Source organism: Chryseobacterium sp. HMWF035, from assembly GCF_003094695.1.
Taxonomy (GTDB): Bacteria; Bacteroidota; Bacteroidia; order Flavobacteriales; family Weeksellaceae; genus Chryseobacterium; species Chryseobacterium gambrini.
This window is the reverse complement of sequence record NZ_QEHP01000055.1, coordinates 53978-80064: the sequence shown is the minus strand read 5'-3', so window position 1 is coordinate 80064 and position 26087 is coordinate 53978. Positions and strand designations below refer to the sequence as shown.

At 36.9% G+C, this 26087-nt stretch carries 24 protein-coding genes; 9 read left to right on the top strand and 15 right to left on the bottom strand.

Going from position 1 to position 26087, the window contains the following annotated elements:
• Window positions 1–22: 22 nt before the first annotated feature.
• Window positions 23–781 (bottom strand): type III pantothenate kinase, encoded by a 759-nt coding sequence (locus tag DD829_RS08960; RefSeq protein WP_116547684.1) that lies wholly within the window; start codon window positions 779–781, stop codon window positions 23–25.
• Window positions 782–927: 146 nt separating this feature from the next.
• Between DD829_RS08960 and DD829_RS08955 the strand changes: the two genes are divergently transcribed.
• Window positions 928–1530, top strand: coding sequence for a hypothetical protein (locus tag DD829_RS08955; protein ID WP_108408731.1), 603 nt, complete (start codon window positions 928–930; stop codon window positions 1528–1530).
• 90 nt (window positions 1531–1620) lie between these two features.
• Here DD829_RS08955 and DD829_RS08950 read toward each other — a convergent pair whose 3' ends face one another.
• The 5 genes from DD829_RS08950 to DD829_RS08930 form a co-directional block, all read right to left on the bottom strand.
• On the bottom strand, window positions 1621–3462 hold the full coding sequence (locus DD829_RS08950) for a M1 family metallopeptidase (RefSeq protein ID WP_108408732.1): 1842 nt from the start codon (window positions 3460–3462) through the stop codon (window positions 1621–1623).
• A 111-nt stretch (window positions 3463–3573) separates the two neighbouring features.
• Window positions 3574–4212, bottom strand: coding sequence for a hypothetical protein (locus DD829_RS08945; protein WP_108408733.1), 639 nt, complete (start codon window positions 4210–4212; stop codon window positions 3574–3576).
• 14 nt (window positions 4213–4226) lie between these two features.
• Window positions 4227–4694, bottom strand: a complete 468-nt coding sequence (locus DD829_RS08940; protein WP_108408734.1) for a DUF1572 domain-containing protein — start codon at window positions 4692–4694, stop codon at window positions 4227–4229.
• Window positions 4695–4698: 4 nt separating this feature from the next.
• Window positions 4699–5187: a cysteine peptidase family C39 domain-containing protein gene (locus DD829_RS08935; protein WP_165796533.1), complete on the bottom strand. Its 489-nt coding sequence runs from the start codon at window positions 5185–5187 to the stop codon at window positions 4699–4701.
• Between the two features lie 46 nt (window positions 5188–5233).
• Window positions 5234–6925: a DUF6909 family protein gene (locus tag DD829_RS08930; RefSeq protein WP_116547683.1), complete on the bottom strand. Its 1692-nt coding sequence runs from the start codon at window positions 6923–6925 to the stop codon at window positions 5234–5236.
• 356 nt (window positions 6926–7281) lie between these two features.
• Here DD829_RS08930 and DD829_RS08925 point away from each other — a divergent pair, with 356 nt between their 5' ends.
• Together DD829_RS08925 and DD829_RS08920 are read left to right on the top strand one after the other, a co-directional pair.
• Window positions 7282–9477 carry a glutamine synthetase III gene (locus DD829_RS08925; RefSeq protein WP_108408902.1) on the top strand — a complete coding sequence of 732 codons (2196 nt, stop codon included), beginning with the start codon at window positions 7282–7284 and terminating at the stop codon, window positions 9475–9477.
• Between the two features lie 442 nt (window positions 9478–9919).
• Window positions 9920–10633 carry a C40 family peptidase gene (locus DD829_RS08920; RefSeq protein ID WP_108408903.1) on the top strand — a complete coding sequence of 238 codons (714 nt, stop codon included), beginning with the start codon at window positions 9920–9922 and terminating at the stop codon, window positions 10631–10633.
• A 366-nt stretch (window positions 10634–10999) separates the two neighbouring features.
• Here the strand turns inward: DD829_RS08920 and DD829_RS08910 are convergent, their stop codons facing one another.
• The 6 genes from DD829_RS08910 to DD829_RS08885 form a co-directional block, all read right to left on the bottom strand.
• Window positions 11000–11578, bottom strand: a complete 579-nt coding sequence (locus DD829_RS08910; protein WP_108408905.1) for a pentapeptide repeat-containing protein — start codon at window positions 11576–11578, stop codon at window positions 11000–11002.
• A 111-nt stretch (window positions 11579–11689) separates the two neighbouring features.
• A complete protein-coding gene (gene rodA / locus DD829_RS08905) occupies window positions 11690–12919 on the bottom strand; it encodes a rod shape-determining protein RodA (protein ID WP_087708551.1) in 1230 nt (409 codons plus the stop codon).
• Entirely contained in the window at window positions 12916–14901 is a 1986-nt protein-coding gene (locus tag DD829_RS08900) for a peptidoglycan D,D-transpeptidase FtsI family protein (protein WP_410493812.1), read from the bottom strand. The genes rodA and DD829_RS08900 overlap by 4 nt, the downstream gene beginning before the upstream one ends.
• A 44-nt stretch (window positions 14902–14945) precedes the next feature.
• The gene (locus DD829_RS08895) at window positions 14946–15452 is read right to left on the bottom strand and encodes a rod shape-determining protein MreD (protein ID WP_076391393.1); all 507 of its coding nucleotides are present in this window, start codon (window positions 15450–15452) and stop codon (window positions 14946–14948) included.
• The gene (gene mreC / locus DD829_RS08890) at window positions 15445–16299 is read right to left on the bottom strand and encodes a rod shape-determining protein MreC (RefSeq protein ID WP_076391391.1); all 855 of its coding nucleotides are present in this window, start codon (window positions 16297–16299) and stop codon (window positions 15445–15447) included. Before mreC ends, DD829_RS08895 begins: the two co-directional genes overlap by 8 nt.
• Before the next feature lie 27 nt (window positions 16300–16326).
• Window positions 16327–17352 (bottom strand): rod shape-determining protein, encoded by a 1026-nt coding sequence (locus DD829_RS08885; RefSeq protein WP_027381028.1) that lies wholly within the window; start codon window positions 17350–17352, stop codon window positions 16327–16329.
• Window positions 17353–17746: 394 nt separating this feature from the next.
• On the opposite strand from DD829_RS08885, the gene hemA reads away from it, so the two are divergent.
• Genes hemA through hemE form a run of 6 tightly spaced genes read left to right on the top strand, consistent with a single transcriptional unit; the run spans window position 17747 to window position 22963 of the window.
• On the top strand, window positions 17747–19021 hold the full coding sequence (gene hemA, locus DD829_RS08880; protein WP_076391389.1) for a glutamyl-tRNA reductase: 1275 nt from the start codon (window positions 17747–17749) through the stop codon (window positions 19019–19021).
• Window positions 19008–19919 (top strand): hydroxymethylbilane synthase, encoded by a 912-nt coding sequence (gene hemC / locus DD829_RS08875; RefSeq protein ID WP_108408907.1) that lies wholly within the window; start codon window positions 19008–19010, stop codon window positions 19917–19919. Before hemA ends, hemC begins: the two co-directional genes overlap by 14 nt.
• A gap of 42 nt (window positions 19920–19961) precedes the next feature.
• Entirely contained in the window at window positions 19962–20543 is a 582-nt protein-coding gene (locus DD829_RS08870; RefSeq protein WP_108408908.1) for a DUF1287 domain-containing protein, read from the top strand.
• Window positions 20543–21202 (top strand): peptidoglycan recognition family protein, encoded by a 660-nt coding sequence (locus DD829_RS08865; RefSeq protein ID WP_108408909.1) that lies wholly within the window; start codon window positions 20543–20545, stop codon window positions 21200–21202. The genes DD829_RS08870 and DD829_RS08865 overlap by 1 nt, the downstream gene beginning before the upstream one ends.
• Window positions 21202–21885 carry a uroporphyrinogen-III synthase gene (locus tag DD829_RS08860; RefSeq protein WP_108408910.1) on the top strand — a complete coding sequence of 228 codons (684 nt, stop codon included), beginning with the start codon at window positions 21202–21204 and terminating at the stop codon, window positions 21883–21885. The genes DD829_RS08865 and DD829_RS08860 overlap by 1 nt, the downstream gene beginning before the upstream one ends.
• Before the next feature lie 40 nt (window positions 21886–21925).
• Window positions 21926–22963, top strand: a complete 1038-nt coding sequence (hemE, locus tag DD829_RS08855) for a uroporphyrinogen decarboxylase (RefSeq protein ID WP_108408911.1) — start codon at window positions 21926–21928, stop codon at window positions 22961–22963.
• Between the two features lie 196 nt (window positions 22964–23159).
• Here the strand turns inward: hemE and DD829_RS08850 are convergent, their stop codons facing one another.
• The 3 genes from DD829_RS08850 to DD829_RS08840 form a co-directional block, all read right to left on the bottom strand.
• Window positions 23160–23792, bottom strand: a complete 633-nt coding sequence (locus DD829_RS08850; RefSeq protein ID WP_108408912.1) for a nitroreductase family protein — start codon at window positions 23790–23792, stop codon at window positions 23160–23162.
• A gap of 83 nt (window positions 23793–23875) precedes the next feature.
• Entirely contained in the window at window positions 23876–24607 is a 732-nt protein-coding gene (locus tag DD829_RS08845; RefSeq protein WP_108408913.1) for an ABC transporter ATP-binding protein, read from the bottom strand.
• 1 nt (window position 24608) lies between these two features.
• Window positions 24609–26075 carry a DUF5687 family protein gene (locus DD829_RS08840; RefSeq protein WP_108408914.1) on the bottom strand — a complete coding sequence of 489 codons (1467 nt, stop codon included), beginning with the start codon at window positions 26073–26075 and terminating at the stop codon, window positions 24609–24611.
• Window positions 26076–26087: the final 12 nt, after the last annotated feature.

The window sequence follows — 26087 nt, the reverse complement described above, 5'->3', positions numbered from 1 at the left end:
TAATCTGAACCTCAACCTTTTACTATAAATTTTTTCCCAGAAAATATAACCCTTTCAAAGTATGCAATCTGTCCATAACGTGAATCTTATCCGTTAGAGGCTTGTAGACATGAGAGACTCCGCCGGTTGCCACCACAAAACAATCATCGTTTACCTCATCGTTTATTCTGTCTATAAATCCTTCTACCATTCCCAGAAATCCGTAGACCATTCCGCTTTGCATACAGGTTACCGTATCTAAACCCAGAACGGTTTTTGGCTTTACCAGCTCAATTTCCGGAAGCTGAGCAGTCTGGCTGATCAGAGAATTAAGTGCAGTAACGATTCCCGGGGCGATAATTACTCCCAAAGTTTCTCCGCTTTCTGCAACACAGCTCGCCGTGAGTGCAGTTCCGAAATCCAGTACAATTTTTTTTCTGTCGGGATACATATTATGAGCCGCAACAAGGTTTGCATAAATATCAGTTCCCATCTGTTTAGATTTTGCCTGAACTTCGGAAGGCGTATTTCTGTCAACAATCACAGGATGAATATCATGAATCTTTTTTATCGCTGCACTCATCACTTTTGTAAGCTGAGGTACAACAGATCCGATAATGACTTTACTGATTTCTGCAGGCTCAATTTTATAGGTCTGATACAGCATCAGCATTTGTACGTATAATTCGTCTGCCGTTCTGTATGGTTTTGTATTAATTACCCAGGAAATATCACAGTTGTCTTCGTTAAAAAGTCCGAATCTGATATTGCTGTTTCCTATGTTTATTACAATTGACTTCATTTATTTATTTTCAAAAAGATGGAAATCTCCGATTAATTTTAAGGCACTAAATTTACTGATTTTAGTAAAACTACGGTTTAGATTTTCTTGTATTTAAGAAACAATTATTTATATTTAAACCTAAAATCACTTCAACTCAAATTTTCATGAAAAAACTGATTCTGCTATTTTTATTTCTTTCGGGAATTAACGCTTTCTCACAGACTGCCGCCGGCGCAAAAGAAGTATTTGAAAAAATAAAAAAAGAAGCAAAGATCGACGGAAGCGATAAGACGGTTTACCATATTCTGGACGAGTTCTACAACAAGAGCTTACAGGCTGAAAATGATGAAATGACCACGGAAACCATTGAAAAAATCCAGAGTCTGCTTTCCGATCCTTCTACAAAAAATATTCACCTGCTGATGTTGTTTTTGATGTATCAACAGCATATAAGCCAGACAGCAATGGTTGGCAAAAAGCCTAATTCTGAATTTCAGGTAGAAACAATGAAAATATTGAATAGTGAATTTCAAAAAATATATGGGAAAATTCCTGCCATCATTTATATTTATACTTATGAATCTTTGGACAGTGCAAACAAGAAGGACGAAGCTAAAGCAGTTGCTGCGCAGGGTTTAAAAGAATATCCCGATTCTGTTCCTTTAAAAGTTTATCATTATCTCAATACCAATGATGAAGTCCTAAAAAACGATTTGGTTAAAAATCATTCTAACCACTGGATGGTAAAACAGTTTGGAATTCAATAAAAATTCACTTTCAATTATCACGTAATATCATATAAAAAAATCCCTAAAAAAAACTCTTCAGGGATTTATTATGCTTCATTAAATTTAATTTTATTTCACTTCAACGAAATTATCCGCCATATTCACATCAGCAAGTCTTTGACTAAAATCTATTCCTAAAACCGATAACTGTGATTTTGTATAAGGAATGGTGATGGAGTATTCTTTCTGCGTCCAAGGCCAGTAAGGCATTGTTTTGAATTCTCCGTAAGCATCTTTTTCCTTCCACGTATGCGTCATGTTCATAGGAATCTGATAATTGATTATTTTTTTGTCCGTAGTTATAACACTGAAATCAATCGGCATCGGAACCTGTCCGTTATTCACCAAAGTAATAGTAGTAGATTTTGTATCGTATTTTACGTCTTTGATTCCGTAATCAATTGTTTTTGTGGTATTGATCCAGTAATTCTGAAACCATTTCAGATCCATACCCGAAACTTTCTGGGCAATATGTAAGAAATCTCTGTCTGAAGGATGTTTTAGCGCCCATTGATCGTAATACTGCTTCAATGTTTCCGCAAGATTCTGTTCCCCCATAATGTAACCCAGCTCAACCAGATACAATTCTCCTTTTACATAAGAAGCATACGTATAAGAAGTTCCGTTATCATGATGATCTCCCAACCAGATTGCCGGTTCTTCGATACCTTTTTTTACAAAATTTCTATAAGCATTTAAAGAATTTGCAAAAGGATTCGGAAGTTCTTTTGCAGGAGGAAACAACTGATTCATTACATATCCTTCCGCATAACTTGTAAATCCTTCATCCATCCACGGACGCATCGGTTCATTGGTCGCAAGAATTTGCTGATACCACGAATGCGCTCCTTCATGAGCCATTAATCCCATTAGTCCCTCAATATCATTCGCTTCACCTAAAATCATGGTACACATTCCATATTCCATACCTCCATCTCCTCCCTGAATGAAAGAATATGTCGGATACACATATTTCCCGAAATGGGAATTCATCAACTGATAATATTTTGTGATGTAAGACTGTGCTTCTTCCCAGACTTTTGTTTTATCGTTATTCTGATATACTAAAAAAACTTTCGGGCCTTGCGGAACGTCAAAACTTTTTACGATATAGTCTTTATCTGCAGCCCATGCAAAATCGAGGATATTTTTAGCACTCCACTTCCATGTTGCTTTATTTTTATCTGCTTTAATTTTAGCATTAGCATCATACCCTTTTACTTCAGAAGGATTTTCCAGAATTCCTCCCGCTCCGATTACATACTCTTTATTGATTTTTATCGTAACATCAAAATCCGAGAACGGCGCGTGAAATTCTCTTCCGATATAATCAAATGTCGCCCAGCCATCGTAATCGTATTCTGCGATTTTCGGATACCATTGCGTCATCGTCATATCCACTCCTTCCCTGTTATTTCTTCCGCTTCTTCTGATTTGCTGCGGAATTACCGCATCCCATTCTAAAGTAAATGTAGTGGACGAATTAGGTTTAATCGGTTCCGCAAGATAAACTTTCATTACCGTCTCCTGAACTTCAAATTTCAGTGTTTTCCCGTTCTGTTTGATCCAATGGATATTTTGCGCCCCTTCCTGATCTTTCGGGATCGAAGCCAATCTTGAAACACCATCTTTCTGAAGTCTGGAATCTCCGTTTTTTCCTTGTCCTGCAACTCTCTGATCCATCATCGAATTGGGTTTAAAAGCATTCCAGTACAAATGGAAATAGACAACATTCAGTTCGTCTGGAGAGTTATTTTTGTAATCTAAAGTTTGTTTTCCTTCGTAGGTAAACTTTTCAGCATTCACATCAATATCCATCTTGTATTTTGCACTCTGCTGATAATAAGCTCCCTGCTGAGCATGAAACTGTGAAATGATAAATGCAAACAGGATTGCAACCGATTTTTTCATTTAAAATTTTATTTTTTCTAAAGATAAGTATTTAAAATAAAAGCCTCAAATATGTGATATTTTGAGACTCCTATGGAATTGGATAAATTTTTACAAAGATTGTTAAACCTATTATTCTTTTTCATATTCTTTTCCTATCAGACTTAATTTTTCAAATAACTTAAAAGTAAAATCTTTAATAAAAATGCTTTTAGACTGCTTCTTATTTCCTTTAAAATTTTCAAATTCTGTTTTGTCTTTTTCCCAGTTATAATAATCATTCGTTACAATATAATCTCCCGTTAATAAATTATAGGTTTTGTTGCAATGTCCGGTTGTGGTTCTGTAACTGTAATCATAGCCAATAAGCTGTATTTCTTTTACTTTTTGGTTAAACCTCAATTTTAAACCATGACCATAAACACCGGTTCCATCCTGATAAATAAGAAAATCCAGCACATCATTTTTGTACTTTAGTGGTACAACATAAACCCCATTAAATAAATCAAAATCAATAAAAAACGTTTTCTTTTTTGAAGAAAGATAAATGATTAAATACTTTTTTATCGCAGAATCTTCTTTATATTTTGATTGATAAATCACTGTCATTACATCATCTTTATTATCCTTATCAAAATCTGCAACTATCCTTTTCATTTCTTTTCCATTGGCAGGACTTTCTGTAAATTCTGAAAATCCTTTGGGAATTGTAAATTGAGGAAAACAATAAAACGGAAATAGTAGTATAAAAACAAGACCAGTATTCTTCATATACTTGAAATAACTTAATCCAATAAAAGTTTTTTAATCAAAGTAATCTGCCCCAGATGATAATAGCAATGCTCGATCATGCCATCTATATTTCTGAGATAGGTTCCGTACTTTTCGTCTACAAAACCCTCGTTCATTTTCGAATCGGGCATTTTTTCCAATAAATCTGCGAACTTTTCGGCATCGCTTAAAAATTTACTTTTCAGGTTCTCCCACTGTTCCGGAGACTCAATCGGAGGTAGCTCGAAGCTGAATTGATCCCTGATTTCCAAATCGCCACCTTCAAAAACATTAATTAAACCGGCAATATAATAATCAATATGAAAAGTAAGCATTGCGATGGTATTTAAAGAACCTACTTTGGCTGTTGCCTTTTCCCAAGAAACATTGGAAAGCTGATCTTTAAAGTTGGTATTGGCAATCCATAAACCATCTAATGTAACCTCCCGGAATCTTTTGGCTAATTGTGCTGCTGAACTCATTATTTTACTTATTAATCATTAAAACATATCCTGTCTTTGTACCATTGGAGTTAGGATCTTCCCACAAATCGCAAAAGCCTTTTTTACTATAAATTTTTAAAGAATCCGCCGGATCCGCAACATATACTTTCGATTCCTCTATCTTGTAGACAACTACAAAATGATTAGGCTTCCAATATACAACACAAGGTAGTTGTACATTATTCTTTAGGTTTTGAAAATCAACTTCTAATCCTTCTGATTTAAATCCTAATGATTCTGCGGCAGAGAATAAATTATACATGCTCGTTCCTCGTTTAGGATCAACTTGAGTAATCTCACTCAAGTATTTATCTGTATAAGTTCTGCCATAATATTTTAAAATCATTTTTAAACAAGTGGAACCACAAGTTTTTTCATTTGTTTGCTTATAAAATGGAAAATTTTGCGGTTCACTTTCATTTTTACAACTTAGTGTAAAAAAAAACATGAGCATAAATAAAAATATGCTCATGAAAATATTTCTTGTTTTATAAATAAAATTCATTTTTTAAATGGAATTATTTTTTCGCTGAAGATTCTTTCTTTCCGCTCTGTAAGATCTTTTCTAAGATTCTTAAGGTAATAAGATAGGTTGGTTTTACCCCTGTTAATCCTAAACCTCCAGAAGAAAGCGTACTTCCGGTTTCCAAAGGATTATCCGATGCGTAATAAGCATACATCACAAACAGATCCGGAGAAATATGGTGTCTGATTTTCGACGCCACCTGAATGGCTTTCTGGTAATGTGCACCTTCCATCTCAAGACCGATAGCTTTCCACGAAGTATTCATAAAATACGAAAGAATATCCCTGTTCTGAAGCGAAGTTCCCAAAACAGTAATCATCGGACCTTCAAAAGCTTTTAATTCATCGTCTTTAAAATCGTCCAGTTTCAGGGCATTTTCAAACGGATAATTGTCTGCTGTTCCTTCAAAAATATGCGAAGTCGGGATCATGATGTCTCCTTTTCCTCCGGCAAGAATTCCCGCTTTACCCATGATGGAAACAGATTTTACCTTCATCATATACACTTCCCCTTTATGTTCGTAAGGTCTCAGCAATTCGTCCATTATTTCGTAAGCCTGTTCTCCGAATGCATAATCAAAAACCATTACGACATCATCTCCGGCAAACTTAATATCCTGAAAAGGTGTATTTCTGAGATCTGTTTTGCTGAGGTCGATGATCTGCACATCGATATTACTTCCGCTTTTGTCATTAATATAGATCATTTCCTGTTCCAAAGCGTATTTGGAAACTTTATCGCGAAGTTCTTTTTTGTCGGAAATTTCTCCGTACATTTTGTAATCTACTTCTTTATGATCTTTTTTCTTCAATGCTTCGTTGGCATACAGCATATTTTTCACAGAGTGCATATTGGCAGAAATGATGTGAAGCGGTCTCATGTGAAGATTATTTTCAAATAGCACTTCTTTTACTTTATTCGCCCACTTTTCACCAAAATAGTGATGTCCTACTCTTTCCTTTAAGATAGCACTGAAATGAATTTCCCTTTCTCTGGTCTGTTTTGCATCTTCCAGACTTACTTTCGCAAGGTTGTAGATGATTTTGAATAAGCGGTCAGGATTTTCGTCATCGCCAAAAGTATTGTAAGCATTTAAAGTTTCATCAAATGTTCTTCCTATTAAAGAAGATAAATGAATAAGGGCAACTTCTTTTTCTCTTCTGCTGAATTTTTTCTCGCCTTTTACCACTTCTTCGATAATTCTGAAGGCTCTTGTCGGTTTCCAGTTTTCATCCTGAATGAAAGCCAGATTGCGAACTTTATCTGCCTCAATGAATAAAAAGGTAAGGTGGGTAAGAATATCATAAATTTCCGAACGCCCCAAAAGAACTTCAATGTTCATCTGGTGTTCATCGATTCTGTAACAGTTTCTTCTTCTTTTTTTAGGAACGATCGGTTCAAAACTTCCTTTATCAAAACCTTCGTCTGATGTAAGATGAATGAAAGCGCATTCTTCGATTCCTTCTGGAAGTCTGTCTAAAACATACATCAAACCATCGAGTTCCACTTTGCTGGGCATACTCATGGTACCGTAAATTTCCGGATTGATCGTCTTCAACAAACTTCTAATGCTTTCTCCTGAAACTCCGCTCGGCTTGAAAAAACCTCTATAAAACAGGTGTCTCATAGAAATGTATAGTCTTTCAATTGCCTCGGTGGTTTCTCTTGCTCTAGAATTTGTCATATATTTAAAATTTTTATAAAAAGTCTGCTAAGTTACGAAAAATATTTTAAATAATATATTCATTTGCTAACCAATGCTTTAACGAATGTTTTTTAATCCAGATAAATATTTCGTGTTTTAAAATTAAGATTTTCGCCGCTTGTATTTTAAAGTTTCAGGAATAAATTTTCTTAATATTAAATTTTCCATTCAGAAAAAGTATCCTATATATAATAAGGTATGAATGTAGTTTTGAAACTCAGCCTCTCCAAAAACTACAATTATATTAAATTTTAAAAACACCCCTTAATTTTTTAGGGTAAAATATTTTTCAATTCAATTTTTTTGTAAATTTGCCCCGTAAAAATCAACCTAATATGTCAACTTTAAGATTCAAAGCGTTAGAAACTTTACCATTCAAGGACTTCAGAAGAGATAATTCTGTAGAAGTTCCCGTGAAATTATCAGAATTATTCTGTCAGAATGTTTTCTCTGAAGAAACGATGAGAGAATATTTAACGAAAGAAGCATTCCAGTCTATTATGGATGCGGTAAAAAAAGGAAGCAAAATCCAGAGACACATTGCAGATCAGGTTGCGGTAGCCATGAAAGACTGGGCAATGAGCAAAGGTGTAACGCACTACACGCACTGGTTTCAGCCTTTAACCGGTTCTACAGCAGAAAAGCACGATTCATTCTTCACGCCAATCGAAGGCGGAAGAGCAATCGAAAGATTCAGCGGAAATTTACTGATCCAGCAGGAACCTGATGCATCTTCTTTCCCGAATGGAGGTATCAGAAACACTTTTGAAGCAAGAGGTTACACCGCATGGGATCCTACATCTCCTGCGTTCATCATGGGAACTACTTTATGTATTCCTTCGATCTTCATTTCTTACACAGGAGAAACTTTAGATTATAAAGCCCCTCTTTTAAGAGCTTTGAACGCGGTAGACGAAGCTGCAACCAATGTAATGCAGTATTTCGACAAAAGTGTAACGAAAGTAACACCAACTTTAGGTTGGGAGCAGGAATATTTCTTGGTAGATTCTGCTTTATATCAATCTCGTCCTGATTTGGTTTTAACAGGTAAAACTTTATTAGGACATTCTCCTGCAAAAGGGCAGCAGTTGGATGACCACTATTTCGGTTCAATTCCTACAAGAGTCATGAATTTCATGAAAGAATTAGAAATCGAATGTATGAAATTGGGAATCCCTGTAACAACGAGACACAACGAGGTAGCTCCGAATCAATTCGAGCTTGCTCCGATGTTTGAAGAAGTAAACGTTGCTGTTGACCACAACTCTTTGTTGATGGACGTAATGGCAAGAATCGCTCACAGACATCATTTCCATATTTTGTTCCACGAGAAACCATTCGCAGGGGTAAACGGAAGCGGAAAGCACAATAACTGGTCTTTGGCAACAGATACAGGTGAAAATCTTTTAAGCCCGGGAAAAAATCCTAAGAAAAACTTACAGTTCTTAACGTTCTTCGTCAATACAATTAAGGCGGTTCATGAATATGCAGATCTTTTAAGAGCAAGTATTGCTTCTGCAAGCAACGACCACAGATTGGGCGCAAACGAAGCTCCGCCGGCAATTATTTCCGTATTCATCGGAAGCCAGTTGTTCAGAGTTTTGGAAGAGCTAGAAAAAGTAACGGAAGGAAAACTTTCTCCGGACGAAAAAACAGATTTAAAACTAAATGTTGTTGGAAAAATCCCTGAAATCCTGTTGGATAACACAGACAGAAACAGAACATCTCCATTTGCATTTACAGGAAATAAATTCGAAATCAGAGCGGTAGGTTCTTCTGCAAACTGCGCAGAATCTATGACAGTAATGAACACAATTGCTGCAAAACAATTAAACGACTTTAAGAAAGAAGTAGATGCTTTAATTGAAACTGGTCTTAAGAAAGATGAAGCAATCTTCAATGTATTAAGAGAATACATCAAGCAGTGTAAAAACATCATGTTTGAAGGAGACGGATATTCTGATGACTGGGCTAAAGAAGCGGAAAAGAGAGGCTTAAACAATTTAAAAACAACTCCGGAAGCTCTTAAGCAGGAAATGGATGAGAAATTCTTAGCGCTTTACGAAGAGATGGGAATTTTCACGCACAGAGAAGTTGAAGCAAGAAACGAAATTAAATTAGAAAAATATTCTACGGTTATTGATATCGAAGCACGAGTGTTAAGTGACATCGCAAGAAACCACATTATTCCTTCTGCGTTAAACTATCAGAACAGACTGATCGAGAACGTAAAAGGGTTAAAAGAAATCTTCGGAGACAAAGAATTCAAATCTTTGGCAAAAGAACAAATGAGCTTAATTACAAGCATTTCCGAGAATGTTTCTAAAATTAAAGTAGGCGTTGAAGATCTTATTAAAGCAAGAGAAGCGGCAAAAGCAGTTACCGAGAGCCAAAAACAGGCTGAAGAATACTGTAATAAGGTAAAACCTTTATTCGACACCATCAGAGATGCATCAGACGATCTTGAAATGATGGTAGACGATGAGCTTTGGCCAATGACGAAATACAGAGAAATGTTATTTACAAAGTAACATTTGTAAAGTTCCATATTAGTGAAACTCTCCGATTGATCGGGGAGTTTTTTTTATGAGGTATGAATGCTTTGTTAAAACGAAAACAACAGCCGTTATAAAAGCATTAAAAAGTAGAGTTAAAAACCTGAAACAACCGAAAAACCAATCATTTATTAACAAAATTTATAAGGGGGTATTTTGAATTAATTTAATTGCCTACCCTTTATTTTACAATAATCCGCAATATTTTTGTTAAAGAATCTTAATAAAAAAAACCGCACACCTACCCAAAACAGGCGGTTGCGGTTTATTTTTTTTAACATACGTAAAAATTATGTTAAAATGTGTTAAATAAAGAACCTGACAATTGTCATATCGGGGCTCTTTTACTTGGATTCTATATTTTTGTATTGCTTTTGAAAATATACTATCCTTTTTTTAACACGGTAATCAAATATATATGAAGAAAAGAGTTTTGTTTTATCTAGTTGCTTTCGTCTCTACTGTATCGTTACAATCGTGTGTTACAAACTACGTAGTTTCAAAACCAGCAACTTACGCTAAAGAATACAAAACAGATGCCAAACTTGCCTCTCTTGAAACAAACAAAATGGAGCAGGATAAGCAGAAATTAATCAACTCATTTCTTGCAGAAAAGGCAGCTACTTTAGCCAACGCAAAAAATTCTATCAAAAATTCTGAGATTGCAAAAGCAATCAAACATAACGCAACAATCGATAACATCTTAAACGAAGCACAGACTTATCTTGGAACGCCATACCGTTACGGAGGAATGACAAGAAACGGGATTGACTGTTCAGCTTTTGTACTTTCAGTTTTCGGTGCAGCAGCAGGTCTTAGCTTACCAAGAGTAGCAGCTTCGCAGTCTGAAGAAGGTGAAAGAATCGAGAAAGAAAACCTTCAGAAAGGAGATTTGATTTTCTTTTCTCACGGAAGAAGAATTTCTCACGTAGGAATCGTAGAAAGCGTAACAGAAGACGGAGAAGTGAAGTTTATTCACGCCGCAACTTCAAAAGGAGTCATGATTTCTTCATTAAATGATACTTATTGGGGTCCAAAATACAGATTCGGAAAGAGAATCATCAACGAAAACGGAGAAGCTTACAATAATCTTGCAACAACAACTCCGGCAGCAAACGCAGCAAGTTTTTAATTTTAAATAATTGATTTAAATAATGAAACCATCAAGATTTTGATGGTTTTTTTATTGTTTCGCTTTCTTTTGACTACCCCGTCTTTTGCTTTGCAAAATCCACCCCTTCAGAGAAGGGGAATTGCTTTTTTCTAATACTAAGAAGATAAAAGTTTCAGAGAATATTTTCACCTGTAAAAACTTTGAGATTGAGCTTAGATCAATTCTCAAATTTACTCTGATATTGAACTCCTGCGGAGTTCTGATTCTGCATTCTTCATTTATGCTACACAGATACAATTCCTACGGAATATTTATGTACAGAAAATCCAAAGATAAAATGGTATTAGACAGCAAAACGATCAACGATTAACCATCAACAGTAACCTATCCGTTTTTATCAATTTCAATATCGAATTGATGAAGGAGTCCATGAATTTCAGAAAGCGAAAATTTAGCCTTTTTAAGCCTGTTTAAAGCCGGATTGATGGAATAACTGAACGATGTACGGAAATCCGCTTTTTCGAGGTTGGTGTGGTCGAAAACAGCTCCTGAGAGATCGCATCCGGAAAATATTGCGTTCGATAAATCGCATTCAGAAAAATCGACCTCAATTAATTTTGAATTTCTGAATAGTGTTTTTTTGATTGATGTTTTATAAAATATGGAATTGTTGAGAAGACAGCTTTCAAATGTAAACGATAATCCGAATTCGTTGCAGTCGTTAAAATGCAGTCCGAACATTTTACACTCTTTAAAAACCACCTCGCGAAAAGCTGTTGAAACCAGATTCATCATGCTGAGGTTGCAGCCAATAAATTCGCAGTCGTTAAAATTATAGCCTGAAAGATTGGCGTATTCTAAATTACAGTTTCGGAAAGTACAGTTTTCGTATTCGCCTTTGTCTAAAGGCTGTGTGAAATTTCTGTTCTCGAAATGCTGATCTGAAAAATAGGATTCTTTCATAAACTTTGTTGAGAGTTTTATTTTATCTCACGAATTTGGCAGATTACGCAGATCTCAATTATGAAAATTAAAACATATTATTTTGAACTTCCACCTTCTATCCTCCAGCTTTTAAACCAGACTATTCTTATCCGAATAATTTAATTTAAAGAAAATAAAAGTCATCATTGAGAACGCCAGTAAAGAACTTCCTCCATAACTGAAATACGGCAACGGAATACCAACGGTTGGGAATAACCCCATTACCATTCCTAAATTGATGGTAAAGTGCATTAAAAGAATCGAGGCAAAGCAATATCCGAAAACGCGGTTAAAGCCCGATTTCTGCTGCTCGGCGAGATAATAAATCCTTCCGATGTACACCATATAACAGAGAATAAGAACGGCGCTTCCTACAAAACCCCATTCTTCACCTACAGTACAGAAAATATAGTCGGTTTCCTGCTCCGGAACAAATTTCCCCTGCGTAACGGAACCTTCACGGTATCCTTTTCCCCAAAGACCTCCGGAACCGATAGCCGTTTTAGAATACAACAAATTATATCCGGAAGTATCCCTGAATGCTTTTTCACCTTTAAAAAGAACCTCAATTCTTTCTCTCTGGTGTTTCGGCAGTTTTTCTAAAATATAAGGCGCACCGAAAGCCAGACCACATAAAAGCAGCACCGAACCTGCAATACTTGAAATGGAAATAATATTCCACGACATTTTGTAATAATTCATTGCAATGTATCCTCCGATAATCAGGATGATGGTAATCGCAACCCAGATCGGATCTATCGCCAAAGAGACGAGGAAAACCCCTGCAAAAAGAAATCCTACTCCAAACAGAACTCCACTCAATCCTTCACGATACAAGGCAATAAAGAAGGCGATAAAAACCAACATGGAACCAACATCGGGAATGGCGAGAACTACAACAGCCGGAATTCCTACAATGGCTAAAGTCGTTAATAGAGATTTCCTGTTTTTCAGATTAAATTCCGGTCCGGAAACATAATTTGCAAGCATTAAAGCGGTTCCAATCTTTGCAAACTCAACGGGCTGCATGGTAAAACTTCCGAATTTATACCAGTTTTTCTGCCCGAGGATTTCTTTACCAAAAGGGAAAAGTCCTACGAGAAGCAATACTCCTCCAATGTAAATAATTCCTGACATATTTTCGAAGAACTTGCTTCGTCCCACGAAAATCACCAATCCGACGAACAGGGAAATGCAGAAGAAAATAAGCTGTTTTTCTCCTAACTTTTGGTCTACACTATAAATATTTGCGATGGCAAAAGCACAAAGCAGGAAATATAAGCCAAGACCTAATTTATCTATTCCTTCTGCCCATTTCATTGTTTAGCAGGTTTTGTTTTATTATTTTTCGTTTCGATGTCTATCTGTTTCTGCAGTTTTGCTTTCTGCTCTTTTACAAATTTCAGGCTGTCCAGTATTCTTTTCTGCTTGAGAGAATCTACCGGTTCTTTGTATAAACCTTTACGCTTCAGATCCGCAATCCACTGTCTTTTATATTCAGGCATAAAGCTTGAGGAAGTCATTTTTTTGTAGAGATTTTCACGCTTCAGATCACCTGTAATAAATTTTTCGGCGATTACCGTTGAGGCTGGACCCGCCCAAGTAGCTCCAAATCCAGCGTGTTCCATTACCGCTGCAACCACAATTTTAGGTTTATCAGCCGGAGCAATTAAAACAAAAATGGAATTATCTTTTCCCTGCGGAACCTGTGCAGTTCCTGTTTTTGCAAGCTGGGTAAAATCGTTGGATTTTAAACCATGTGCCGTACCTCTTAAAACTACGGCTTCCATTCCTTTCAGAACGGGTTCAAAATGCTTTTTATCAACTAAAGTCTGATGTTTCTTTTTGAATCTCGGATCCGGATTGGGCTTTCCGTCGATCGATTTTACGATATGCGGAGTGTAATACCATCCTTTATTGGCGATTGCAGCCACATAATTGGCAAGCTGAAGCGGAGTTACCAATACGTCTCCCTGTCCCATTCCGTTGAAAACAGCCCCTGTTGCCAAAGGATCCCAGTTTTTAGGATCTTTTTTAGAACCACTTGCTTTGTAAATGGAAGCCATTCTTTTTTCATAAAACTCTCCGGTAGGAATTCTTCCTTTTGCGCCTACTGCAAAATCATTATTTAAAAATTCTCCTACTCCAAAGCTGCTCATGATCTTTTTCCATTCGTCAACCCCTTTCGAAGGATTTCCGGGATATTTATTAACGATCGCCAAATACGCGTAGGAAAAGTAACAGTTACTGGAAACCTGAATTGCCGGAATCAGCGGATCTGCTCCACCGTGACCTTTAATTCTCAACCCTCTGTAATTAAATCCGCCCCCACAAGGAAACACTGTATTTTCGTCCATCACGCCCATCTGCATCGCAGACAAAGCGGTTAACAATTTAAATGTAGAACCGGGAGGATAAGCTGCCTGTAAAGACCTGTCGAAGGTCGGTTTGTTCTCGTAGATTGTATCTTTGGATAAAGCGTAGAGGTTTTTAGATTTATTCGGTCCGGTAAAAAGATTCGGATCGATATCCGGTCCCGTTGCTGCGACCAGAACTTCTCCGTTATTGGGATCAATTGCTACAATCGCACCGTGCTTATTGACAAGCATTTCTTCAGCAATTCTCTGCAAATCGTAGTCTATGGTAAGTGTAATGTCTTTTCCTGTGATAACGTCTTTGTCTAAAGATCCGTTTTTGTAAGGTCCTACATTCCTCAGTTTGATGTCCTTCTGAATGTATTTCATTCCCTTCACTCCGCGAAGATCTTTTTCGTAGGCTTTTTCAACTCCTGTTTTTCCGATGAAATCGCCCGGTAAGTAATAAGCAGAGTCTTTTTTAATCTCCCTTTCGTTAACTTCACTGGTATATCCCAAAAGATTTCCCGACGTAGAAACTTCATATTGTCGCTGAGGTCTTGAAACAATACTGAAAGCGGGATATTTGAATATAATTTCCTGAACTCTCGCAATGTCTTCACGACTTAGATTTTTCATGAAGGTCATGGGAGTCAGCTTGGAATAATATTTTTCTTTTTTAATATTTTCGATGGTTCTGACGAAATCATTTTTCGAAATCTTCATCAGGTTGCAGAATCCTACGGTATCAAAATCAGGACGCATTAAAGCCTGAGTGAAGGAAATTTCGTAGGCAGGCTGGTTTCCCACCAGAATTTTGCCGTTGCGGTCAAAAATGACTCCTCTTTGCGGAATAACGTATTCAATTTTAATGGAAGTATTGGCTGCATTTAAAGCATAACGATCCGTAAACAACTGTAAATAAGCAATTCTCGCCACAAAAATCATAGCGATAACGATAAGAACGGAAAAGATTTTTAAATAACGTGTGTTCAAACTTTTTGTTTGATTTTAAAGATTAATGCGTAAATAACTATAAATATAAACGAAATTAAACTAGTTACCAATACATTAAGTAATATTTCAAAAAATCTGCTCAACTTGAAGAATTCAATGTACTGAACTAAAAGCTGATGCAAAAAGATACTTGAAAATAAAAACAGTAAAAACTGCGCCCACTGCAGGGACTGAAAAGAGAAAAAATCTGTGGAAGTATCTGTAGAAGTTCTGAAAATCAATGTTCTGAAATAAGCAATCAAAGTGGTTGCAAACGCATTCATTCCCCAGGTTCCGAGAAATGCATCTACGGAAAGTCCGATGAGAAAACTTAGTGCTAAAAACTGAAATTTATTTCTGAAAAAAGGATAAAACATCACGAATACCGGATAGAGCACCGGAGTGTACTTTCCGAAAATGGTGATCCTGTTCAGTACAAAAACCTGTAATGCAACCAGAAAAATCATAATCAATATATCCGTAAATAATGTTCTGCTAATCATTTTCCTTTTTTATTACAGCCTGCATGGTATCCTGAATCTTCTGAACTTCAGCTTTCTTGAGGTTTTTCACCACATAAACTTTGCTTAAAGCTCCCATTTTTTCACTTAGTTCCACAGAAATATCCCAGAATCCGGTTTTATTATCCACAGAATATCCTGCAATGGTTCCGATCTGTACCCCTTTAGGGAAAATCGCTGATTTTCCGTCGGTAACCACAGTATCGCCAATTTTCAGGGCAACATATTTTGGAATATCCGCCAAATGCATTACTCTGGAGTTGTCTCCGTTCCATGTTAAGGTTCCGAAATATCCTGAGTTTTTTAAAGCAGCATTGATTCTGATTTTATTAACACTTAAAACCGACTGAACCAAAGCATAGCTGTCTGTAGAATTAATAACGATTCCGGCAATCCCTTTCGGAGCCATCACGCCCATTTGTGGAAAAACACCGTCTCTCCTGCCTCTGTTGATGGTAAAGTAGTTATTTCTTCTGTTGATACTGTTGAAAACAATCTCTCCGTCAACAAAAGTATAGATTTGTCCGCCTCCGATGGTATCATGAACTTTTCTGAACATTGGATTTTTCGCTCCCTGTTTTCCGTAAAGTTCCACCATCAAGGCTTTATTTTGTGCCACAAGATCTTCGTTGATCTGTTTCAGCTTAAGATACGAAACTCCTTCATCGATATATCCCGAAACCCAGGAATTGAAAGCAGCAGACTGCCCTGCAATCCATGATTGCTGCATGGCGTTTTTAGAGAATATCAGAACAAGAGCAATGATTTGCAGAAATATAAAGAAGACAAATAGCGCATTCTTTGAAAATAATCTCAGCAAAAATCCCATTCAGATGTGTTTCGTAAAAAGTTAGAATTATTTAATTAAGAAATTGAATTTATCCATATTCTTAAGTGCAATACCTGTTCCGCGAACAACCGCTCTCAACGGATCTTCTGCTACAAATACAGGAAGACCTGTCTTTTTGTGCAATCTGTCTGCAAGACCTCTTAATAATGCACCGCCACCGGCAAGATAAATTCCTGTCTTATAAATATCTGCCGCCAATTCCGGAGGAGTAAGAGAAAGTGTTTCCATTACCGCATCTTCAATTCTGATGATCGATTTGTCCAATGCTCTTGCAATCTCTTTATAACCCACCATAATTTCTTTTGGCTTTCCTGTAATAAGGTCTCTTCCCTGTACCGGAATATCTTCGATATCTACGTCTAAGTCTTCAACGGCAGAACCAACTTCGATTTTAATCCTCTCCGCTGTTCTTTCTCCGATATATAAGTTGTGATGCGTTCTTAAGTAATAGGCGATGTCATTCGTAAATACATCTCCCGCAATTTTTACAGATTTATCGCAAACGATACCTCCTAAAGCTACAACAGCAATTTCTGTAGTACCGCCACCTATATCGATGATCATGTTTCCTTCAGGTTTCTGTACGTCGATTCCAACCCCTATTGCTGCAGCCATCGGTTCATAAATCAAACGAACTTCTTTAGCGTTTACTTTCTGGGCAGAATCTCTTACCGCTCTTTTTTCAACCTCCGTAATTCCGGAAGGAATACAGATTACGATTCTTAATGCGGGCTGAATAAACTTCCCTTTAATTCCCGGAATTTTTTTGATAAATTCCTTAATCATATGTTCAGAAGCGTGGAAATCGGCAATTACCCCGTCTTTCAACGGACGGATTGTTTTGATGTCCTCATGAGTTTTCCCCTGCATGTGTTTCGCCTGCTCACCCACGGCAATCGGTCTGCCTGTCGAACGCTCGATCGCGACAATAGACGGCTGGTCTATAACAATTTTATTATTATGGATGATAAGGGTGTTGGCAGTACCAAGGTCTATCGCAATTTCTTGCGTAAACATATCGAATAAACTCATACTTTTACTTCTGATTTTTTAAAGAGTTACAAAGATATAAATTTAAGACTACCAAAGAAATTCCGCGGGCATATAATTTGGTTAAATTTTTATTAAAATTTGTAATCGGCTATTAACTTTTGCTCTAAGCATTTACAGAATTTATTTTAAGCTGGATTTAAGATAAACACAGGCGTAATGCAGGTAAAACGGCAGTCCTTAACTTCTTCTTTTTTGTGAAATATCTTTACGGAGTATCCAAATGATGAAAATTTATCTTTTTTGAAAAATAATTTTAACGTTTATTAACAACAAGGCATCCTATTTTACCATCTCCGAAATAGTTTTTTACGATAATTATCATATACATTTTCAGAAAGTGGTTTGCTAAAAAAAACGTAAATTTGCCACGCTTATGTTACAATATTCAAACATACATCAGACGTCTAATTTTGCTGTGCTTTCCGTTAGTTTCGAAAAAGCTGACGCAGAAACAAGAGGTAAATTTGCATTTTTTGATGAAAACATTAAGAATTTCGTTACCCGGATCCATAATGAAGATTTAGGGGATTCATTTGTCGTTTCGACTTGTAACAGAACCGAAATTTACACCACTTCTCCCAACTATCTTCTTGTTGCTGAAGAATACTGCAAAACAATCGGGGTTAATCTGATGGATTTTCTTCAGTTTGCCAATATTTTAACGAAAGAAGAAGCTTTAATCCACCTTTTCAGAGTCGCAGCCGGACTGGAAAGCCAGATTATCGGAGATTTTGAGATCATCGGACAGATTAAAAAAGCCTACAACCGTTTCAAAAAAGAAAGACAGAACTCTAATCCTTATCTGGAAAGAGCCATCAATTCCGCCATTCAGATTTCGAAAAGAATAAAAAACGAAACCGGAATTTCCAACGGAGCAGCCTCTGTTTCTTATGCGGCGGTTCATTATATTTTAAACAGCCAGAAAAGAATTACCGAAAAAAATATTCTTCTGCTTGGTGTAGGAGAAATCGGGCAGAATACAGTTGAAAATCTCGTAAAACACGTTTACCAGCCCAAAATAAAAATCGCCAACAGAACTCAGGAAACGGCAGCTAAGATTTCCGAGAAGTACAATATTCCGCATATTGATTACGCCGATTTTGATAAAGAATTGGGCAATACAGATATTCTTATTGTTGCGACCGGCGCAAGACATCCCATCGTGAACAGATCTCATTTCCCGAATGGAAAAGAAACTTTGGTAATTGATTTATCCATCCCGAATAACGTGGATAAAAATGTAAAGGAGAATGAAAATGTAACGCTGATCGACGTGGATGAACTTTCCAAACAGATTCAGGAGACCATTCAGCAGAGAGAAAAAGAGATCCCGAAAGCCGAAAAAATCATCAAGGAAATGACGAAAGACTTTCTTGAGTGGGAAAAAAAGAGAAAACTGGCGCCCAATATTCATCATTTCAAAGCGGTTCTTAAGAATATGGAACGCAATGAAATGCATAATTTTTACAAAAAAAATAAATACATAAACATCACGGATATGGAACTTTCTGATAAAATGATCCAGAAAATCACCAACCGTTTTGCAAAATATATCATCGATAATCCTTTAAAAGCCGAAGAAATTAGTAAATTAATGCACGAAATATTAGTTGAACAACCAAACAACGAATTCAATGAAAAGCATTAGAATCGGAACCAGAAATTCTGCACTGGCACTTTGGCAGGCTAGAGAAGTTGCGAGGCATCTTCAGAACAACAATTATTTAACGGAAATCGTTCCTATTGTCTCTTCAGGCGATAAAAACCTTACACAACCCCTGTATTCATTAGGAATTACAGGAGTTTTCACCAGAGATCTTGATGTTGCCTTATTAAATGATGAAATTGATATTGCCGTACATTCTTTAAAGGATGTTCCTACAAAACTTCCCGAAAACCTTGAGATCGTTTCTTATCTGGAAAGAGATTTTCCGCAGGATGTTTTGGTTCGAAAGGAATCGGCAAGAAATAAAGAACTTCATGAGCTTAAACTGGCAACCAGCAGTTTAAGAAGAAGAGCATTCTGGCTGAAAAACTTCCCCAATGCTGAATTTTCGGACATTCGTGGAAATATTCAGACAAGGCTTCAGAAGCTGGAAGAAGGAGATTTTGATGCGACCATTCTGTCTCTGGCAGGAATTAAGAGAATGAAAATGGACATTGATTATGAAATGATTCCGTTTTTAATTCCGGCTCCTTCGCAAGGAGTGATTGCTGTCGCAGGACATTCAGACAAAACTGAGATCAATGAAATCATCAGACAGTTTACCAATCATAAAAATACGCAGATCTGTGTGGAAATGGAAAGAAATTTCCTGAGCACGCTTGAAGGAGGCTGTACTGCACCTATCGGAGCATTTGCAGAACTTTTTGAAGACCAGATCCGTTTCAAGGCAGCACTTTGTTCTCTGGATGGTAAAAACAGCATCGCAACCGATGAAAGCTTCATATATAATAATGAAGAAAATTTCGGGGAAAAATTTGCAAAAACTGTTCTTGAAAACGGCGGAAAAGAATTGATGGCGGAAATTAAAAGCCAGATCTAAAATTCACTTTTTACATTTTAACTTTTAAGGTTCCGGACTTCTATGAAGAAATATTTCTCAATATTTATTGTAGTTCTTTGCGTGTTTTTTGGAAAAGCACAGAATCAGTTTGCCCAAAAACTGTCTGATGCAGCTTTAAGCTTAACAAAAGACAGAGTAACTTACGATCCTGCTTATTTTAACATCAAATATCCGAACGGAGACGTTCCTGCGGACAAAGGCGTTTGTACCGATGTTGTGATAAGAGCTTACCGAAAACTGGGGATTGATCTTCAGAAAGAAGTGCATGAAGATATGGCGAAAAATTTTTCAAAATATCCTAAAAAATGGGGACTGAAAAAGCCCGACACGAATATCGACCACCGCAGAGTTCCCAACCTGAGAGTGTTCTTTGCCAAATTTGGAAAATCAAAATCCATTGAACCCAAACCGGAATTATATGTTCCCGGAGATATTGTAACCTGGGATCTTCCGGGAAATTTAACGCACATCGGAATTGTAGTGAACAGAAAATCGGCGGACGGGAAAAGGTATTTAATTGTACACAATATCGGAGGCGGACAGGTTTTGGAAGACTGTTTGTTTAAGTTTACCATTACAGGACATTATCAATATCAGAAATAATGACGAGAAATGTAATATGCTTATTGGTTTTTATGTTGATGGGTTTTGCATCAGCTCAAAAAAATGAACTGAAAATCATCAATAAGCCTATCAATTATTCTGAAGAAAGAGTTCGTTTAAGTTTGGAATATCTGAAAGAGCATCACGGTTTGGTTCAGAAAACACCGACGATTGTTCCGAAAATGATTGTTCTTCACTACACGGCAGGCGGAAATGTGGAAAGCAATTTTAAATATTTCAACAAAACGCATCTTGAAAACGCAAGAAATACCCTGAAAAAGCAAAGCACGCTGAATGTTTCTTCACAATTCATCATTGACAGAGACGGAACGGTTTATCAGTTGATGGAACCGAATCAGTTTGCAAGACATACGATTGGTTTGAATTACTGCGCTATCGGAATTGAAAATATCGGAAGCAAAAAAGAACCGCTTACGGACAAACAGGTTTCTGCGAACGCACAACTGATACGGTATTTAACCCAAAAATATAAAATAGAATACCTCATCGGACATTCGGAATACGGAATCTTCAGAAATTCAAAACTCTGGAAAGAATCTGATCCGAATTATTTCACAGGAAAAGAAGATCCGGGAAAGGATTTTATGAACAAAGTAAGGCTTCAGACTGCCGATTTACATTTAAAAGACCAACCGTAATGAATATTTTATTTACCAAAAACCTAGATCCGGCGATTGTAACCAAAGAATTGGGAGACAGCATTTCGTTTGATTGTGTTGAGGTAATTAAAACAAGTTCTCTAACAATTGAGTCTTTTGATCTCAAAGATTATTCATTGATTTTTACCAGCGCAAAAGGAGTAAGTTCATTTTTTAAAAACGGATTTAAGCCCAACGAAGATTTTACAGCGAAAAACTACAATAAAATCTACTGCGTCGGTGAAAAGACTAAAAAAGAGCTGAGAAAAAACGGATTCGGAACGTTTAAAGTCCTGAAAAACGCGGAAGAACTTTCACGGTTTATTATTATGCACTGTCAGCAGGAAAAATTTCTTCATTTCTGTGGAAATATCGCATTAGGCGTGCTTGACAAAAATCTTCCCCTTCAAAACATCAGCTACAGAAAAATAACGGTCTACAATACGGAAGAAATCAATCCGTTGATAAATGAAAAATATCATGCCGCAGTGTTTTTTAGTCCGAGCGGAGTTCGTAGTTTTGCAAATCGAAATTCTTTTGGGGATATGATTTTGGTTTCCATTGGAGAAACTACTGCCAATGAACTCAGAAAGCATACTTCAAAGCCTGTTTTGGTTTCAGAAGGAAGCACATTACTGTCTGTTCTGAAGCTGATCCGAAAAGAGATTTTAAATAAAAATTGATATTTTAATTGTCATTCTTGGCAATAAAGTCTAGTATATTATGATTAAAAACGACCTATACTTAAAAGCACTTCGCGGAGAAACCGTAGAAAGACCGCCGGTTTGGATGATGAGACAGGCTGGAAGATATTTGCCGGAATTTATTGCATTACGCGACAAATACGACTTCTTCACAAGATGTCAGACACCGGAACTAGCTTCCGAAATTACCGTACAGCCGATCAGAAGATTTCCTTTGGATGCAGCGATTTTATTCTCTGATATCCTTGTTGTTCCGCAGGCAATGGGAATTGATTTCAAAATGAAGGAATCTGTAGGTCCATGGCTGGATAATCCCATCAGAACGATGGAAGATGTGCAGAATGTGGTGGTTCCGGATGTGAATGATACGTTAGGTTATGTTTTTGATGCCATTGAACTGACTTTACAGAAATTGGATAATGAAATTCCGTTGATTGGTTTTGCAGGTTCTCCCTGGACGATACTCTGCTACTGTGTGGAAGGAAAAGGAAGCAAAGCTTTTGATATTGCTAAATCTTTCTGCTTTACACAACCGGAAGCGGCGCATTTATTACTTCAAAAGATTACCGATACAACGATCGCTTATCTTAAAAGAAAGGTTGAAAAAGGGGTTTCTGCGGTTCAGGTTTTCGATTCATGGGGCGGAATGCTTTCTCCGGCAGATTATCAGGAATTTTCATGGAAATACATCAACCAGATCGTTGAAGCTTTAAGCCCTTTAACGCACGTTGTGGTTTTTGGAAAAGGATGCTGGTTTGCTCTGGAAGATATGGCGCAGTCGCCGGTTTCTGCTTTGGGTGTTGACTGGACGATTAAGCCTGAGTTTGCAAGAACTTTAACCAATCATACAATGACGCTTCAGGGAAATTTTGATCCTGCAAGACTACATTCAACTCCTGAAACAATTAAAAAAATGGTTACGGAAATGATCAACCGTTTCGGAAAAGACCGTTACATTGCTAATTTAGGACACGGCATTTTACCGAATATTCCTGTGGAAAATGCAGAAGCTTTCATCAGAGCAGTGGTGGATTGGAAACCGAATGCTGAGTTTTAATCTTGCCATGGAATCTGATGTTTTTGTCATTCCGTAGGAATCTCAACAATATATTAATATATTTTATACAAAACGCAGCTTAGATTCCTACGGAATGACAAACCGTATGTAAGATTTATTTAAAATTTAGCGAAAAATAAATAAAACACCCTTTCAGCAATTGAAAGGGTGTTTCTATGAGTAAAACAATCAATAATTACTTGATTTCTGTAATGAATTCTTCTTTGGGTTTTCTTATTTTCGTAAGATTTACCAACCAGTCGTTGGAAGCATCTCTGTAGCCGATCGGCAATAAAAGAACGCTTTTTAAGCCTTTTTCCTGCAGGTTTAAAATCTTATCAACTTCTTCAGGAATAAATCCTTCCATTGGGGTAGAATCTACCTCTTCAAAAGCCGCTGCAATAATCGCAGCTCCGAATCCGATATAAGCCTGTTTTGCAGCATGAGTGAAGTTTTCTTCAGCAGATCTTTGCGGATAGGTACTCAACAGCATTTGTCTGTAATTTTCCCAACCTTCATTTTTAAATCCTCTTACTTCATTGGTAAGATCAAACATTGCATTGATTCTTTCTTCTGTGTAAGTATCCCATGCTGCAAAAACCAATAGATGCGAACAATCTGTAATCTGCGGCTGATTCCATGCGTGAGGCTTGATCTGTTCTTTAACTTCCTGATTGGTAATCACAATAATTTCAAAAGGCTGTAGACCGCTTGATGTAGGAGCCAGTCTTGCTGCTTCTACTATTCTATCCACTTTTTCCTGTGGTACTTTCTGACCGTTCATTGCTTTGGCAGCATATCTCCAGTTCAGTTTTTCAATTAATTCCATAGATTAAATTTTAACCTGACAAAATTAGCTGATGTACCACAATTACAGATCAACGATTTTCAAATTTGATGTATTGGTAATATCTATAATACAGAATCCTCTTCTACCGGACTTGAAATCTGATCGGCAAAATATTGCTCCAGATCTTTCAGGGTTTCAGGATTGGTCTGAATATCTTTTACCAATTGTCCTTTGTTTACCACTACAATTCTGTTGCATACTTCTGTGGTATGCGAAAGATCGTGGCTGGAAATAAGGAAAGTCACCCCATCATGTTTAGACAGTTCTTTAATTAAATTTTTAAGCTTAATCTGTGTGGAAGGATCCAGATTGGCAAAAGGTTCATCCAGAATAATAATTTCGGGATTTCCGATGATGGCGCCCACAATTCCTACTTTTTTCTGGTTTCCTTTGGAAAGATCACGGACGTATTTTCCCGAATTTAAAATTTCACCGCTGAAAAGATCATGAAACTGTTTTAAAAAGGCATCAACGGAGGCTTTATTCTGCCCTCTCAGTTCCCCGATGAAATAGAAATATTCTTCCGGTGTAAGATAACCGATGAGGAAAGAATCGTCTACAAAAGCGGAAACTTTGTTTTTCCATGCTTCAGATTCATTTACTTTTATCCCGTCGATGCTTACAAATCCTGTAGAAGCCTGAATAAGATCGAGCATTAAGCTGAAAAGAGTGGTTTTTCCGGCTCCGTTGTTTCCTACCAGACCGAACGTTTCTCCTTTCGGAATTTCCAGATGTTCTATATTTAAAACGGTTGCTTTACCGTATGTTTTTGTTAAATTATTAATGGTGATCATATTAATCTTTGTTTTTGAATGCTTCTAATGTGCTGTATTTTTCTACCTTGTAATGTTTTACGATAATATCGAAGATCTTTTCCCTGATGAAAAATCCGATTACTCCCAGAACTCCGATACTGATAACTCCCGCTGTAATACTGAAAAACTTCTGCATCAATGCGAAAACAAGCATCGGAAGAAACATTTTCGGAATAAGCAGCAAGAGTGCTTTTACGTTAAAGCTGTTTTTCTGTCCGAATCTTTTTTCTTTGGCATTAAGATCCATCTGTGTTTTGTTAAAAGCGCCCGACCAAAGTGTAAACTGGGAATTTACCCCGATATTGTAAATTCCGGCAGCGAAGAAGGTAAGATACATTTCCCAGCCGAAATAGGCATAGCAAACCGCCAGAATCATGGAAAAAGCGGTGACAATATTCATCAGCCACCATTTTGCTTTCAGGTATTCTTTGTAAGGAACATTCAGCGTCATCATCAAAGGATAATAAGAGCTGTCGAAAGCAGGAACCCTTTGTCCGAACATAAACTGAAATCCTCCGGTTACAAATAATCCCATGAACATCATCATCGCAGGTGTTTTGTAAATCGGTGACGAAAACATCAGCAATCCGTAGAAAAGAAACATAATGCTTCCCCACAAAATTCCTTTCGTTACCTTATTGCGTTTCAGCATTTTAATATCATTGTTGATGAACGTTCCGATCGCTCCGTATTTGTTGAGAAAGGTAATATTCTCGGTTCTTCCGATTTCTTTTTTAGCTTCCAGACCTTCATCCAGATAAAATATTTTCCGGATATGGTTATAGCAGATTTTCCACAACCCGAAAAACAACACGATTGAAATCACCACAAAATAAGGTCTTTCAAAAAAATTATAAAAGAACTGCTCAGAATAATCCAGAACCGGAACAATATTGTAATACGCCAATCCTGAAACTGCTGCAAAAACACATCCGACAACAATGGCAATGGTTTCTTTATCGTTAAAAAGAATGTTGATAAAATTATTCATGTAAAATAGCAGCGAAATACCGATGAGCCATCCAACAACGCCCAAAACATCATATCCGTTGAATAATGCAATGATGGAAAAAGTAATCAGGAAAAGGGAATTGAACCAACTGAAAGCTGACAGAAATGTTTTTCCCAGCATATAATTCACCAATGTCTTTTTGGGAATATTGAGCGTAAGAAACGGCTTGATATTCTGTGTCGGCAATTCCTGCCATATGTATTTGGCAATGAGATCAACTGCCCAAGCCGCAATCATGAATTTTGAAACCACTTTTATGGGATTCTGATGCATTTCTTCCTGAATATAAAAAAATGCGCCAAAAGCTCCTCCTACAAGACAAGCCATAAAATAAAGAATCCCGATAAAACGAAGAATCTTCATTGCCAGATTGATTCCTAAAGAACTGCCCCGAAAAAAGCTTTTGATTTCTAACCTGAGGAATTTTAAAAACATAGCTATCTTTTA

What these genes read in the sequence shown, in the direction of transcription:
- DD829_RS08960 (WP_116547684.1), bottom strand. Translation starts at nt 781, where the DNA reads ATGAAGTCAATTGTAATAAACATAGGAAACAGCAATATCAGATTCGGA.
- DD829_RS08955 (WP_108408731.1), top strand. Translation starts at nt 928, where the DNA reads ATGAAAAAACTGATTCTGCTATTTTTATTTCTTTCGGGAATTAACGCT.
- DD829_RS08950 (WP_108408732.1), bottom strand. Translation starts at nt 3,462, where the DNA reads ATGAAAAAATCGGTTGCAATCCTGTTTGCATTTATCATTTCACAGTTT.
- DD829_RS08945 (WP_108408733.1), bottom strand. Translation starts at nt 4,212, where the DNA reads ATGAAGAATACTGGTCTTGTTTTTATACTACTATTTCCGTTTTATTGT.
- DD829_RS08940 (WP_108408734.1), bottom strand. Translation starts at nt 4,694, where the DNA reads ATGAGTTCAGCAGCACAATTAGCCAAAAGATTCCGGGAGGTTACATTA.
- DD829_RS08935 (WP_165796533.1), bottom strand. Translation starts at nt 5,187, where the DNA reads ATGAGCATATTTTTATTTATGCTCATGTTTTTTTTTACACTAAGTTGT.
- DD829_RS08930 (WP_116547683.1), bottom strand. Translation starts at nt 6,925, where the DNA reads ATGACAAATTCTAGAGCAAGAGAAACCACCGAGGCAATTGAAAGACTA.
- DD829_RS08925 (WP_108408902.1), top strand. Translation starts at nt 7,282, where the DNA reads ATGTCAACTTTAAGATTCAAAGCGTTAGAAACTTTACCATTCAAGGAC.
- DD829_RS08920 (WP_108408903.1), top strand. Translation starts at nt 9,920, where the DNA reads ATGAAGAAAAGAGTTTTGTTTTATCTAGTTGCTTTCGTCTCTACTGTA.
- DD829_RS08910 (WP_108408905.1), bottom strand. Translation starts at nt 11,578, where the DNA reads ATGAAAGAATCCTATTTTTCAGATCAGCATTTCGAGAACAGAAATTTC.
- rodA (WP_087708551.1), bottom strand. Translation starts at nt 12,919, where the DNA reads ATGAAATGGGCAGAAGGAATAGATAAATTAGGTCTTGGCTTATATTTC.
- DD829_RS08900 (WP_410493812.1), bottom strand. Translation starts at nt 14,901, where the DNA reads ATGATTTTTGTGGCGAGAATTGCTTATTTACAGTTGTTTACGGATCGT.
- DD829_RS08895 (WP_076391393.1), bottom strand. Translation starts at nt 15,452, where the DNA reads ATGATTAGCAGAACATTATTTACGGATATATTGATTATGATTTTTCTG.
- mreC (WP_076391391.1), bottom strand. Translation starts at nt 16,299, where the DNA reads ATGGGATTTTTGCTGAGATTATTTTCAAAGAATGCGCTATTTGTCTTC.
- DD829_RS08885 (WP_027381028.1), bottom strand. Translation starts at nt 17,352, where the DNA reads ATGAGTTTATTCGATATGTTTACGCAAGAAATTGCGATAGACCTTGGT.
- hemA (WP_076391389.1), top strand. Translation starts at nt 17,747, where the DNA reads ATGTTACAATATTCAAACATACATCAGACGTCTAATTTTGCTGTGCTT.
- hemC (WP_108408907.1), top strand. Translation starts at nt 19,008, where the DNA reads ATGAAAAGCATTAGAATCGGAACCAGAAATTCTGCACTGGCACTTTGG.
- DD829_RS08870 (WP_108408908.1), top strand. Translation starts at nt 19,962, where the DNA reads ATGAAGAAATATTTCTCAATATTTATTGTAGTTCTTTGCGTGTTTTTT.
- DD829_RS08865 (WP_108408909.1), top strand. Translation starts at nt 20,543, where the DNA reads ATGACGAGAAATGTAATATGCTTATTGGTTTTTATGTTGATGGGTTTT.
- DD829_RS08860 (WP_108408910.1), top strand. Translation starts at nt 21,202, where the DNA reads ATGAATATTTTATTTACCAAAAACCTAGATCCGGCGATTGTAACCAAA.
- hemE (WP_108408911.1), top strand. Translation starts at nt 21,926, where the DNA reads ATGATTAAAAACGACCTATACTTAAAAGCACTTCGCGGAGAAACCGTA.
- DD829_RS08850 (WP_108408912.1), bottom strand. Translation starts at nt 23,792, where the DNA reads ATGGAATTAATTGAAAAACTGAACTGGAGATATGCTGCCAAAGCAATG.
- DD829_RS08845 (WP_108408913.1), bottom strand. Translation starts at nt 24,607, where the DNA reads ATGATCACCATTAATAATTTAACAAAAACATACGGTAAAGCAACCGTT.
- DD829_RS08840 (WP_108408914.1), bottom strand. Translation starts at nt 26,075, where the DNA reads ATGTTTTTAAAATTCCTCAGGTTAGAAATCAAAAGCTTTTTTCGGGGC.